General features: G+C 59.2%; 11 protein-coding genes. 4 read left to right on the forward strand and 7 right to left on the reverse strand.

Features of this window, described 5'->3' with window-relative positions:
- Positions 1 to 180: 180 nt before the first annotated feature.
- On the reverse strand, positions 181 to 1,728 hold the full coding sequence (locus tag AFK24_RS07660; protein WP_065832685.1) for a PLP-dependent aminotransferase family protein: 1,548 nt from the start codon (positions 1,726 to 1,728) through the stop codon (positions 181 to 183).
- A gap of 88 nt (positions 1,729 to 1,816) precedes the next feature.
- Between AFK24_RS07660 and AFK24_RS07665 the strand changes: the two genes are divergently transcribed.
- Genes AFK24_RS07665 through AFK24_RS07675 form a run of 3 tightly spaced genes read left to right on the forward strand, consistent with a single transcriptional unit; the run spans position 1,817 to position 3,581 of the window.
- A complete protein-coding gene (locus tag AFK24_RS07665) occupies positions 1,817 to 2,440 on the forward strand; it encodes an FMN-binding negative transcriptional regulator (protein WP_065832686.1) in 624 nt (207 codons plus the stop codon).
- Between the two features lie 11 nt (positions 2,441 to 2,451).
- On the forward strand, positions 2,452 to 2,898 hold the full coding sequence (locus AFK24_RS07670) for a GNAT family N-acetyltransferase (protein ID WP_065832687.1): 447 nt from the start codon (positions 2,452 to 2,454) through the stop codon (positions 2,896 to 2,898).
- An 11-nt stretch (positions 2,899 to 2,909) separates the two neighbouring features.
- Entirely contained in the window at positions 2,910 to 3,581 is a 672-nt protein-coding gene (locus AFK24_RS07675; RefSeq protein ID WP_065832688.1) for a GNAT family N-acetyltransferase, read from the forward strand.
- 140 nt (positions 3,582 to 3,721) lie between these two features.
- Here the strand turns inward: AFK24_RS07675 and AFK24_RS07680 are convergent, their stop codons facing one another.
- The 3 genes from AFK24_RS07680 to AFK24_RS07690 form a co-directional block, all read right to left on the reverse strand.
- Positions 3,722 to 4,000, reverse strand: a complete 279-nt coding sequence (locus tag AFK24_RS07680; protein ID WP_065832689.1) for a helix-turn-helix domain-containing protein — start codon at positions 3,998 to 4,000, stop codon at positions 3,722 to 3,724.
- Positions 4,001 to 4,299: 299 nt separating this feature from the next.
- The gene (gene oadA, locus AFK24_RS07685; RefSeq protein WP_065832690.1) at positions 4,300 to 6,108 is read right to left on the reverse strand and encodes a sodium-extruding oxaloacetate decarboxylase subunit alpha; all 1,809 of its coding nucleotides are present in this window, start codon (positions 6,106 to 6,108) and stop codon (positions 4,300 to 4,302) included.
- Positions 6,109 to 6,118: 10 nt separating this feature from the next.
- On the reverse strand, positions 6,119 to 7,534 hold the full coding sequence (locus tag AFK24_RS07690) for an acetyl-CoA carboxylase biotin carboxylase subunit (protein ID WP_065832691.1): 1,416 nt from the start codon (positions 7,532 to 7,534) through the stop codon (positions 6,119 to 6,121).
- Positions 7,535 to 7,753: 219 nt separating this feature from the next.
- Here AFK24_RS07690 and AFK24_RS07695 point away from each other — a divergent pair, with 219 nt between their 5' ends.
- Complete coding sequence (locus AFK24_RS07695) at positions 7,754 to 8,698, forward strand: LysR family transcriptional regulator (RefSeq protein WP_065832692.1); 945 nt, start codon at positions 7,754 to 7,756, stop codon at positions 8,696 to 8,698.
- Here AFK24_RS07695 and AFK24_RS31985 read toward each other — a convergent pair.
- The 3 genes from AFK24_RS31985 to AFK24_RS07710 all read right to left on the reverse strand — a co-directional run bounded on the left by AFK24_RS31985 (position 8,658) and on the right by AFK24_RS07710 (position 13,139).
- Positions 8,658 to 8,807, reverse strand: coding sequence for a PA3496 family putative envelope integrity protein (locus AFK24_RS31985; protein WP_430962149.1), 150 nt, complete (start codon positions 8,805 to 8,807; stop codon positions 8,658 to 8,660). The genes AFK24_RS07695 and AFK24_RS31985 overlap by 41 nt on opposite strands.
- Positions 8,808 to 9,612: 805 nt before the next feature.
- A complete protein-coding gene (gene hexR / locus AFK24_RS07705; RefSeq protein WP_065832694.1) occupies positions 9,613 to 10,479 on the reverse strand; it encodes a transcriptional regulator HexR in 867 nt (288 codons plus the stop codon).
- 152 nt (positions 10,480 to 10,631) lie between these two features.
- Positions 10,632 to 13,139: a putative bifunctional diguanylate cyclase/phosphodiesterase gene (locus tag AFK24_RS07710; protein WP_065832695.1), complete on the reverse strand. Its 2,508-nt coding sequence runs from the start codon at positions 13,137 to 13,139 to the stop codon at positions 10,632 to 10,634.
- Positions 13,140 to 13,228: the final 89 nt, after the last annotated feature.

Here is a 13,228-nt window from a genome sequence, read left to right on the forward strand (position 1 = left end):
CAATCCGCCCAAACCGCCCGCAAAGCCCTGTACCAATCCGGCGCGGTTATCCACAGGCTCCGCCACTACAACCCGTAGGACCGGCTTTAGCCGGGAGGGCGAGGGTTCTGACGACGCAGCGGCGGTGAATCGACTGGCCTCCTCCCGGCTAAAGCCAGTCCTACGGAATGCATTCCAGCCTCAATCCGCCCAAACCGCCCGCAACTTCTCCAACGCTTCGGCAATATCCGCCTCCGGCACTGCTGCAAAGCCCAGTACCAATCCGGCCCGGTTATCCACAGGCTCGGTGGATTCCGGCAGCCAGTAATCGCTGAGCGGCGTGATTTCGACGCCGACGCTTTCAGCTTTCTCGACCAGCTCCTTTTCCCTGGCCAGGCTGTCCACCCGCACCGCAACGTGCAGCCCGGCGACGACTTTGGGCATCGGGCTGCAACCGCGCAGGCCATCGGGCCAACCGGCCAGCAACGCGTCGCGTCGATTCAAGGCGGCGCGGCGCATGCGGCGGATGTGGCGCTGGAAGTGGCCGGAAGCAATAAATTCAGCCATCACCGCCTGGGTGCTGACTTCCGAATGGCGCATGTCCACGGCACGTCGCTGACTGAACGGCTCCACCAGACCGACCGGCAAAACCAGATAGCCCAGACGCAGCGCCGGGTAGGCGATCTTGCCGAACGTGCCGACATACAACACCCGACCAAAACGATCCAGCGCCGCCAATGGTGCCAAGGGCGCGCCGCTGTAGCGATACTCGCCGTCGTAGTCATCCTCGACGATCCAGCCCTGGTTTTTCTCCGCCCAGGCCAACAGATCGAGGCGACGCGCCAGGCTCATCACCACGCCGGTCGGGTATTGATGGGACGGCGTCACGTACGCCAGTTTGCAGGCGCTGTGCTGCAGTTCCGCGCTGCACATGCCCTCGCCGTCCACTGAAATGCCCTGCAGTTTTGCCCCGGCAATGGCAAACGCATGGCCGGCTGCGCGATAGCCGGGATTCTCTATCGCAACGCCATCACCCGCCTCGATCAGCAGCTGTGCACAAAGGCTAATCGCTTGCTGCGCACCACTGGTGATTACTATTTGTTCAGCCGTGCACTGCAAGCCCCGTGAAGTGCGCAAATACACGGCGATCAGCTCCCGCAGTCGCCAATCCCCCGCAGCCTCGCCGTAGCCCAGGGTTTGCAAATCTGGTTTGCGCCAAAAAGCCGCATGCAGCTTGCCCCAAACGGCAAACGGGAACAGATCGAAGGCGGGAATACCTACCCGGAATGCCCGTGGCGCGCCCTTTGATGGCTTATTCAAATGGTGACGCTTGAGCAATTCCAGCGCCGCGCTGTGGATAACTTCTTCGGGCGCACTCTCATCAGTTTCGTGGGCATTTGTGGATAAAGCTGTGGGTAACCTTGTTGATAAGCCTGTGGATGGTTTTGTGGATAATTTTTTCAGCGGGATGGTCTTGTCGGGTAACAAGGCCACATAAGTGCCGTCGCCAATTCGCCCGTCGGTGAAACCCTCCGCGTAGAGCTGATCGTAGGCGCGCATCACGCTGTTTCGCGAGATGGATAACGACTCCGCCAGATCCCGGCTGGCAGGCAAACGCGTGCCGCTGCTCAGACGCCCATCAAGAATCCGCTGACGTAATGCCTCATACAGCTGACGACTCAAACCGTGGCGGCGGTCCAGTTCGATGCCCGCCAGATTGAAGGGGAAAGACAACGGACGCTCAGACATGAATTGGTCCTATCAAATTTGCCAGTAATGGCTCTTACATCGAACCAATAGGCTGCCTAGGATTGCTCCATTCGCCAAGGAGAATTTCATGTACACGCCGGCCGCCTTCAAAGATGACGACCTCGCCCGCCTGCACGGGCTGATGGAACACACTCGCCTGGCGATTCTGGTCACCAGCGACGACGCCGGAATCCAGGCCAGTCATTTGCCATTACTGTTACGCCCCGAGCAAGGCGCGTACGGCACGCTTTACGGGCACTTGGCCAAGGCCAATCCGCAATGTCAGGCGCTGGCCAATGGCGCGCAGGTCATGGTGATTTTCCCCGGTGCAGACGCCTACATCAGCCCGTCGTTTTATCCGGCCAAAGCCGAGCACGGCAAAGTGGTGCCCACCTGGAATTACATCGCCATACACGCTTACGGGGTCGCCGAGGTGTTCACCGATCCTGCGCGCCTGCTCGAAGTGGTCAGCGGCTTGACCGACAAACATGAAGCCGGCCGCGCCAGCCCTTGGGCAGTAGCCGACGCGCCCGCCGATTACATCGAAAAAATGCTCGGCGCCATTGTCGGTTTCACGCTGCCCATCGAGCGCCTGGAAGGCAAACGCAAGCTTGGCCAGAACCGCTCAGCCGCTGATGTCGCCGGTGTTCGCGACGGGCTGGCTGCCAGCGCTGATCTCAAAGACCAGGAACTCGCTCGCTTGATGAGCTGAAGGAGAATTGTGTGACCGATATTCAGATCCGTCCCGTCACCGCGCAAGATCACGCCGCCTGGCTACCGCTCTGGCAGGCGTATTTACAGTTCTACAAGACCCAGTTGCCGGACAGCGTCAGCGAATCCACCTGGCAACGTCTGCTCGATTCGAACGAGCCGACCAACGCTGCGCTGGCCTGGAAAGATGGCAAGGCCGTCGGCATGGTGCATTTCATCTACCACCGCTCGAACTGGAGCATCGCCAACGCGTGTTACCTTCAAGATCTGATCGTCGCGCCGCAAGAACGCGGCACAGGTGTCGGGCGGTTGTTGATCGAGCACGTTTACGCGACGGCAAAAGCCGCTGGTTGCGACAAGGTCCATTGGCTCACCCACGAAACCAACGCCACCGCGATTCAACTGTACGAGCGCATCGCTGAGCGCCCCGGCTACATTCAATTTCGCAAAATGCTTTAGGAAGTCTGCCCATGTCGAACGATGAACTGCACTGGCAACCGGCCAATCTACCGAACAACAAAACCCTCGAAGGGCGCTTCATTCGCCTGGAAAAACTCGACACCGCGCGCCACAGCGACGCGTTGTGGACAGCGCTGGAAGGCCCGAACTCAGACCCCAAGCTCTGGAATTACCTGCCTTACGGTCCGTTTGATCAGCGTGAAGAATTCAACGCCTGGCTGGTGCGCCATGCGGCAGACACCGATCCGTGGTTCTACGCCATCGTCGATCAAGCGACTGGCGCGGTGGATGGCATCTTGAGCCTGATGTCCATTGTTCCGGCCCACGGCCGCATCGAAATCGGCCACGTCACCTTCGGCGCCGCCATGCAGCGCACGCCCAAAGGCACCGAGGCGATTTACCTGCTGGCCAAGGAATCCTTCGCACTGGGCAACCGTCGCCTGGAATGGAAATGCAACGGCGACAACGCCCGTTCCAAACGCGCCGCCGAGCGTTTCGGCTTCAGTTACGAAGGCACCTTCCGCCAGCACATGGTGGTCAAAGGCCAGAACCGCAACACCGCTTGGTATTCGATACTCGACAGCGAATGGCCTGAACTGCAAAACGCGTTCGAGGGTTGGCTGGCCGAGAGCAATTTCGAGGCTGGGCAACAGGTGAAAGGTCTGGAGGCGTTTCGCCGGTAATCAGGCGGTCTGGTAGGAGGGGACTTGTCCCCGAAGGCGTCAGGTCAGGCGGCGTGAATGTTCGGATTATCTCGGTGCCTGGGCAATTGCCTTCGGGGACAAGTCCCCTCCTACGGATTTGATTATTAATGCAGGTGTCATCAACTGATCTGCCGATGCCGCCGCACCACGCCCATCTGCAAACCGAACGGCCGCAGCACGGCATTCAACGATTTGAGGGTCGGATTGCCCTCGCCTTGCTCGATCTGAATCAGCGTGCGGACCGATATCTTGCACATTTTCGCGAACTGGCTCTGATGCAGGCTGGCCCCTTCGACGCGCAGGCGTCTGACCGCTGCGCCGATCTCCAGGCTGCCATCGGCAATTTCCTGTTGAACGCTGTCGATCAGCAGCGCGCGCGCATCCATGGACAATGTCATTGCAGCCCCCCAGGCAAGCAAACGCTGGTCGAGGTTTTTCAAGGCGATTGCGGGAAGACATGCATTATAGTGCAGATATAGAGCGAAGGTCGCAGTAAAAAACGCACTTTAATGCAGATGCAACGTTGGAGCGAGGCTTGCCCGCGAATCAGCCCCCTCGATGGAGCAGCCCCACCGCGTTATCGTTCTTCGCGGGCAAGCCTCGCTCCAACGACTGATTTGCGATAGCCAGGCAAAAAAAAAGGGAGCATTACGCTCCCCCAGAGGTTAATCGTTAAAGCTTTTTGTCGAGGCTGTGATCAGCCTTCGATCTCAATCAGGATCTCGCCCGGATTCACGCGATCGCCCTTGGCTACGTGGATCGCCACGACCTTGCCGGCGATGGACGCCTGAACTTCGGTTTCCATTTTCATCGCTTCGGTGATGAGCACTGCCTGGCCGGCCTTGACCATGTCGCCTTCCTTGACCAGCACATCGACGATGTTGCCCGGCATGGTGGTGCTGACGTGACCCGGCGCGCTGGCTTGGGCGCGCTTGCTTGCGCCGCCGCTGACGAATTCGTTGAGTGGTTCGAACACCACTTCTTCAGGCATGCCGTCGATGGACAGGTAGAAGTGGCGCTTGCCTTCGGCCTTGACGCCCACGCCGGTGATGTCAACGCGGTAGCTTTCGCCGTGCACGTCGATGACGAACTCGGTCGGTACGCCTTCGCCACCCGCCTTGCTCACGCCGCCCGCTTCTGGAATTGGCAACAGCACTTCCGGCTTCAGGGTGCCCGCCGCGCGTTCTTCGAGGAACTTGCGGCCAATGTCCGGGAACATGGCGTAAGTCAGCACGTCTTCTTCAGACTTGGCGACATCGCCGATTTCCCCGCGCAGCTTGGTCATTTCCGGCTTGAGCAAATCTGCCGGGCGCACGTCGATCAGCTCTTCGTTGCCAATGGCCTGACGACGCAGCTTCTCATCCACCTGACCCGGCGCCTTGCCGTAGCCGCCTTGAAGATAGAGCTTCACTTCGTTGGTGATGGTTTTGTAACGCTCGCCAGCCAGCACGTTGAAGAACGCTTGGGTGCCGACGATTTGCGAGGTCGGCGTCACCAGCGGCGGATAACCGAGGTCTTTGCGAACCCGTGGAATCTCGGCCAGCACTTCGCTCATGCGATTGAGCGCGCCCTGCTCTTTGAGCTGATTGGCAAGGTTGGAAATCATCCCGCCCGGCACCTGATTGATCTGTACGCGAGTATCGACAGCGGTGAACTCGCTTTCGAACTGGTGATATTTCTTACGCACGGCGTAGAAGTACAAACCGATCTCTTGCAGCAATTCCAGATTCAGCCCGGTATCGAACTCGCTGCCCTTGAGCGCAGCGACCATCGATTCGGTGCCCGGATGGCTGGTGCCCCAGGCGAAGCTGGAGATCGCGGTGTCGATATGATCGGCGCCATTCTCGATAGCCTTGAGCTGGCACATGGCGGCCAAGCCAGCGGTGTCGTGGGAATGGATAAACACCGGCAGCGATTGCTCGGCCTTCAGCGCCTTGACCAGTTCACCCGTCGCGTATGGCGTCAGCAAGCCGGCCATGTCCTTGATGGCGATGGAGTCGCAACCCATGGCTTCCATCTGTTTGGCCTGAACCACGAAGGCGTCGATGGTATGCACCGGACTCGTGGTGTAAGCGATCGTGCCTTGGGCGTGTTTGCCCGAATCCTTCACCGCTTCGATAGCCACGCGCAGGTTACGCACGTCATTCATGGCGTCGAAAATGCGAAACACGTCGATGCCATTTTCGGCAGCCTTGGCGACGAAGGCTTTGACCACGTCGTCGCTGTAATGGCGATAGCCCAGCAGGTTTTGGCCGCGCAGCAGCATTTGCAGACGCGTGTTGGGCAACGCCGCGCGCAGTTGACGCAAGCGCTCCCACGGGTCTTCTTTCAGGAAGCGCACACAGGCATCGAAGGTCGCGCCGCCCCAGCATTCCAGCGACCAGTAGCCAACCTTGTCGAGCTTGTCGCAGATCGGCAGCATGTCTTCGGTACGCATGCGGGTCGCCAGCAGCGACTGATGAGCGTCGCGCAGGATGGTGTCGGTTACGAAAATTTGTTTGCTCATGTTCTATTCCTCACAGGCCCGCATGGGCGGCAATGGCGGCGGCGATGGCCAGGGCCAGCTCTTCGGGTTTGCGCTTGATCGAGTAGTTGGTCAGTTCCGGGTGAGCTTCGACGAAGCTGGTGTTGAACTGGCCGCTACGGAATTCCGGGTTACGCAGGATTTCCTGGTAGTAGGCGGCGGTGGTCTTCACGCCTTGCAGACGCATGTCGTCAAGGGCGCGCAAGCCGCGATCCATCGCCTCTTCCCAGGTCAGCGCCCAGACAATCAGCTTCAGGCACATGGAGTCGTAGTACGGCGGAATCGTGTAACCGGTATAGATCGCCGTGTCGGTCCGCACGCCGGGGCCGCCGGGCGCGTAATAACGGGTGATCTTGCCGAAGCTGGGCAGGAAGTTGTTTTTCGGGTCTTCGGCGTTGATCCGGAACTGCAGGGCAAAACCGCGATGGATGATGTCTTCCTGCTTGACCGACAATGGCAGGCCGGAAGCGATGCGGATCTGCTCGCGAACGATGTCGATGCCGGTGATTTCTTCGGTGATGGTGTGTTCCACCTGCACCCGGGTGTTCATCTCCATGAAGTACACCTCGCCCTCGGCGAGCAGGAACTCCACGGTGCCAGCGTTCTCGTAACCCACCGCCTTGGCTGCACGCACCGACAAGTCACCGATGTAGGCGCGTTGTTCCGGCGTGAGCTGCGGGCTTGGCGCGATTTCGATGAGCTTCTGGTTGCGGCGCTGGATCGAGCAGTCGCGCTCGAACAGATGCACCACGTTGCCAAAGCTGTCGCCAAGAATCTGCGCTTCGATGTGCTTGGGATTGACGATGCATTTTTCGAGGAAGACTTCGGCCGAACCAAACGCCTTGGTCGCCTCGGAAATCACCCGTGGGAAAGCCTGTTCCAGTTCTTCACGGCTGTTGCAGCGACGAATGCCGCGCCCGCCGCCACCGGAAGTGGCCTTGAGCATCACCGGATAACCGATGCGGTCGCCTTCCACCAGCGCTTCGGCGATGTCCGCGACATTGCCTTCAGTGCCAGGCGTGACCGGGACGCCCGCCTTGATCATGCTGCGCCGGGCTTCGGTCTTGTCACCCATGCGGCGGATGACTTCTGCCGAAGGTCCGATGAATTTGATTCCACGTTCGGCGCAGATATCAGCAAGTTCGGCGTTTTCCGAGAGGAAGCCATAACCCGGGTGCAGCGCATCACAACCGGTTTCCACGGCTAGGTTGACCAGCTTGCGCGGGTTCAGGTAACCGGCCAGCGGTTCGGCACCAATACTGTGGGCCTCGTCAGCGCGTTTGACGTGCAGCGCATGACGGTCGGCGTCGGAAAAGATCGCTACGGAGCGGATGCCCATTTCGGCGCAGGCGCGCACGATACGGACAGCGATCTCACCGCGGTTGGCGATCAGGATTTTTGTTATCACGAGTATTTCCTCGACCATTGAACAGACGAAACGACAAAGCCGCTCGGCGCAGGACCGGATATCGCTTCGGTCGCCGCTTTTTTGTAACTGCACATGTGGTTTCTTGTCGCACGACCACCCTATGCCGGATCAGCGATTAACAAAAATGAGTAAATATTGGGATGACTATAAGTAAAAGCTTATAGTTGGCACTTCAGCTATTCGACGGAGCCGTTAATAATGCGTAAGTCATTGATGCGTATGACATTGCGTCAATTACGGATTTTCAACGAAGTCTGTGATCTGCGTTCTTACAGCCGCGCGGCGGATGAAATGGCCCTCACGCAACCGGCTGTCAGCTTGCAGATACGGCAACTGGAAGAGCTGATCGGCCAGCCGTTGTTCGAATATATCGGCAAAAAACTCTACCTGACCGAAGCCGCCGAGGCGCTGCAACTGGCCAGCCGGGACATTTTCGGGCGGCTGGAAAGCCTGGATATGCAGCTCACCGATTTGCAGGGCTCTCTGCAAGGCCAACTCAAGCTGGCGGTCGAGTCGAGCTGCAAATATTTCGTCCCGCACCTTTTCGCCGCCTTCAAGCGCAATTATCCGGAAGTTATTCTCAACCTGACGGTCGTTAATCGCGCCCAGGTCATCAGACGGCTTTCCGATAATCGTGACGATCTGGTGGTGATGTCCATGGTGCCCCAGGACATGGGCCTGGAATTTCTACCCTTCCTCAACAATCCGATTGTCGCGGTCGCGCCGCCTGACCATCCGCTGTGCAACGGGCAAGCCTTGGCGCTGAAGGATCTGGAACCTTATCCACTGTTGATTCGGGAAAGCGGCTCGGGAACGCGCAAGGCATGCGAGGAATACTTCAAGGACAAGCGCGTGCATTTCACTCAGACGCTGGAGGTTGCGTCCCACGAGGCGCAGCGCGAATGCGTCGTGGCCGGGCTGGGCATTGCGCTGCTGACTCGCCACGCGGTCAGCCTCGAACTCGCCACCGGCATGCTCGTCGAGCTGCCCGTGGCGGAATTGCCGCTGTATCGCAGCTGGTGCGTGGTGCAAGCCAGGGACAGACGCCTATCGCCGGTGGCTCATGCCTTCCTTGGTTTCATCCGCACCGAACGCGCGCAGATCAGCCAGCTTGTCGAGCGTTTCGACGGACGCCCTCGCTAGCGTTGGAAGCTTGCCAGAAATGACCGGAAATACTGTCGTCGAAATCCGAGAGGGCTTGATTCAGTTTGCGCTCTTCCGAATAGCTTTCGATTGCACGACGAAATTCCATCCGACGCTGGTCTTCCTGCTGACGGCGGGTTTTGACGGTGCTGTTCGAGTCATCATGATGCCGAGCCATATCCTGTCTCCCAATGCGTGTGTGGGAATACAGAATGAGCAGGAATGGTGACGGATAGAGGGCGTAATGGTGACAAAACGATGAAACCATTTCCCAGAGGCAGAGGACCTGTCCTCGAAGAGGCCCAAACGACTACAGATTCCGTGTCGCTCAAAAGCCTTCCCGGACAAGTCCGGTCCTACCGAATCTGTGCAAAACCAGTAGGAGGGGACTTGTCCTCGANGGCCCAAACGACTACAGATTCCGTGTCGCTCAAAAGCCTTCCCGGACAAGTCCGGTCCTACCGAATCTGTGCAAAACCAGTAGGAGGGGACTTGTCCCCGAATGGCCAGCCCGGTCCCGCTCAATCTGCCTGTTCCGGCGCATTGCCAGAGCCACTGCTATCGAGGACTTGTCCTCGAAGCGGCCCAAACGACTACAGATTCCGTGTCGCTCAAAAGCCTTCCCGGACAAGTCCGGTCCTACCGAATCTGTGCAAAACCAGTAGGAGGGGACTTGTCCTCGAAGCGGCCCAAACGACTACAGATTCCGTGTCGCTCAAAAGCCTTCCCGGACAAGTCCGGTCCTACCGAATCTATGCAGAACCAGTAGGAGGGGACTTGTCCCCGAATGGCCTGCCCGGCCCCGCTCAATCTGCCTGTTCCGGCACATTGCCAGAGCCACGGCTATCGAGGACTTGTCCTCTCCCACAAAAACGCCTCCTCTCGCGCTAATTCGGCGGGGTTCCTACAGCTCATCAATCCTCGTGGGATTTGACTGATTTGGGTGACAGACGAAGGCTGCGCAGGCTGCGTTTGACGCTTTTCAGGTGGTTGACCAGGCTCGGCCCGCGCGCCATGGCAACGCCCATCGCCAATACGTCGATCACCACCAGGTGAGCGATACGCGAGGTAAGCGGGGTGTAGATTTCCGTGTCTTCATGCACGTCGATGGCCAGGTTGACCGACGACAGCTCGGCCAATGGCGTCTGGCTCGGGCACAGGGTAATCAAGGTCGCGCCACTTTCGCGGACCAGATTCGCAGTAATCAGCAGATCCTTGGAGCGGCCGGATTGCGAGATGCACACCGCAACATCCGTAGGCTTCAGGGTCACGGCCGACATCGCCTGCATGTGCGGATCGGAATAAGCCGCTGCGCTGAGCAGCAGGCGGAAAAACTTGTGCTGGGCATCCGCCGCCACCGCGCCGGACGCGCCAAAGCCGTAAAACTCCACCCGCTTGGCCGCTGCCATGGCGCTGACCGCCAGTTGCAAGGCGTGCGGATCGAGGTTCTCGCGCACTTCCATCAAGGTGTGCAACGTGGTGTCGAAAATTTTCAGGCTGTAGTCGGCGACCGAATCGTCTTCATGAATCGCGAACTGACCAAAACTCGCCCCCGCCGCAAGGCTCTGCGCCAGCTTGAGCTTCAGATCCTGAAAGCCGGTGCAACCGATGGCACGGCAAAAACGTACGATGGTCGGTTCGCTGATGCCAACGCTGTGCGCCAGATCGGCCATGGAACTGTGCATCACAGCCGCAGGGTCAAGCAGCACGTGATCGGCGACCTTGAGTTCCGATTTACGTAGCAGGTGGCGTGACTGGGCAATGTGTTGCAGCAGATTCAAGGGGGCAGACTCGATAAAGGTGCGTTGGCCGGGATGTAGCTTTCTTGTAGTTATACTACATGACCTGCGGGACGCCCAGTTAAACGAGCTTGCCCGGTCTGACACCAGTGATTGAATGACCTATCCAGCAATCACGTAGGCCTCTTCCTACCTCAACTGCCGTCTCTCGCGGTGTATTCATCCAACACCCCCGCCAACGCCCCCGCTTCAATCGGCCGACTGATCAAATAACCCTGCACTTCGTCGCACTCGTTGGCCTTGAGGAAATCCAGCTGCGCCTGGTTCTCGACACCTTCGGCCACGACTTTCAGCCCGAGGCTGTGGGCCATGGCGATGATCGCGCGGGTGATCGCTGCGTCTTCGGTGCCTTCGCCGAGGCCGCGAATAAAGGCCTGGTCGATTTTTACGTAGTCCACCGGGAAACGTTTGAGGTAGCTCAGGGAAGAATAGCCGGTGCCGAAATCGTCGATGGCGAGTTTTACGCCCAGCTCGCGCAACTGATGAAAGGTCGCAATGATGTGTTCGACGCTGTCCAGCAACTGGCTTTCGGTCAGCTCAAGCTCCAGCCATTGCGGCGCCAGCCCGGTTTCTTCGAGGACCTGACGCACCAGACTGACCAGTTTGCCCTGACGCAACTGATGCACCGACAGGTTGACCGACACGCGAATCGAGTCGAGCCCCTGACGCTGCCATTCGCAGGCCTGCCGACAGGATTCGCGCAGCACGAACTCACCGATGGCGCCGATCAACCCGGTCTCTTCGGCCAGCCCGATAAAATCCCCCGGCGGCACCATACCCATGACCGGATGCCGCCAGCGCACCAACGCCTCGACAGCGTCCAGCCGACCGCTGGCCAGGCAAAGCTTGGGCTGATAGAAAACTTCCAGCTGCTTCTCTTCAATGGCCTTGCGCAGCTGAATCTCTAGCTGCAAACGCTCCAGCGTGCTGGCTTGCAGGCTTTCGGTATAAAACTGGAAATTGTTGCCGCCCAGATGCTTGGCGTGTTGCATCGCCATGTTGGCCTGACTGACCAGCGCCGGGATTTCCCGGGCCGAATCAGGCAGCAGGCTAATACCCACTGATGCGCTGACCACCAGTTCATGCCCACCCACCGCAATCGGCGTGCGCAGCTTGGCCAGCAGTCGACTGGTCACCCGCGCAAGGCTGGACAGGTTGGCGTAGGCATCAAATAACACGGCAAATTCATCGCCGGACAAGCGGGCGATGGTGTCAGCTTCCGGCAGCGCACTGGTCAAACGTCGCGCGACCTGCTTGAGCAACTGGTCGGCGACTTCATGACCGAGGCTGTCGTTGAGCAGCTTGAAACGGTCCAGATTGATGTGCAGCAACGCCAGGCTTCTGCCGCCCTGACGCACGCGCTTATTGGCTTCACGCAGGCGCTCGGTGAACAGCGAGCGATTGGCCAGCCCGGTCAGCTCATCGAAGTGGGTGAGATAGCGCATGCGCTCTTCGGATTCGCGGCGCGCAGAAAGATCGGCGAAGAAGCCGACAATATGGCTCATTTTGCCTGCACTATCGCGCACTACGCTCAGTTGCAGCCACTGTGGATACAGCTCGCCGTTCTTGCGGGTTTCGACCAGCTCGCCCTGCCAGCAGCCGGTTAGCTCCAGAGCCTGATGAATGGCCGCAAAATGCCGCCGCGCATCGCGACTGCTGGCGACGTCGGTCACTTTACGCCCGACCAGATCTTCCGGCTGATAGCCGCTGACCCGACTGAACGCCTGGTTGACCGTAAGAATGTTGTACTCCGGATCAAAGATCACAATGCCTTCGCTGGCCGCTTCAAATACAGTCGCGGCCAGACGCGGCGGGCTTTGGCTGAGCGTCTGATTGGCCTCTTCCAGCTCAAGCGTGCGTTGCGCTACACGTTCTTCAAGACCAGCCTGCGCATCTCGCAAATCGCGCTCGGCATTGCGGCGCTGCTCGATTTCCCGGGCCAGTTCCTGATTCAGCTGGTCGCTTCTGGCTTGCGCTTGCTGAAGGTTGTCGATCAGGGCCTGATTCTGGAAGCGCCGGATCAGACCGCGCTGGATCAGCCGATTTACCTGCCAGGCCACCACGCTCAGGGCGAACAACAGGATCAGACCGAGCCAGCCCCAACCGCGCAACGGCACGTCACCCCCCCAGAACAGATAAATGATCGGCGGCAGCAGGCACGGCAAGGTAAAGGTCAGGAATGCGGTGATGCTCGCGGCGTAAGCGATGCTGGCAGATAACGTCGCCGCGCCGATCAGGCCAAACACCCAGGCTTGCTGCTGGAAGTTTTCCGCGGGCACCAACACCAGCGCGGCGCTGGCCAGGGTCAGACCGCTGGCTCCAGCCCCGAGCAGGAACATTCGGCCCCAGATCGGCTGCGCCTGGCGCTCGGCAGAAGCACTGCGAAAAGCGGTTGCCTGAATGACCCGCAAGCAAATCAACGCCGAAAGCCAGCCGAGCCAGATACCCACCAGCAAATAACGTTGCGGGCTCCACAGCAGCCAGGCGCAGACCAGGCCATTGATAAACATGAACAGGGTTGGCAGCAATGAACCTTGGTAGAGCAGGCGTGTGCGCTCGACCGCCAACTGAGTGGCGAACTGCTTATAAATGTTGCGCCGGCCAGCAGCTGTCGCGTCCTGGCCACTGGAGCTGAGTGTCATGGCAGATTCTTATAATGATAGGGCCTTGAGCATGCACGGAGCATACACAAGCGTTGTCACAGACCAAACTGTCCGGGCTCATATAAATA

Source organism: Pseudomonas syringae (genome assembly GCF_001698815.1).
GTDB classification, from domain to species: domain Bacteria; phylum Pseudomonadota; class Gammaproteobacteria; order Pseudomonadales; family Pseudomonadaceae; genus Aquipseudomonas; species Aquipseudomonas syringae_A.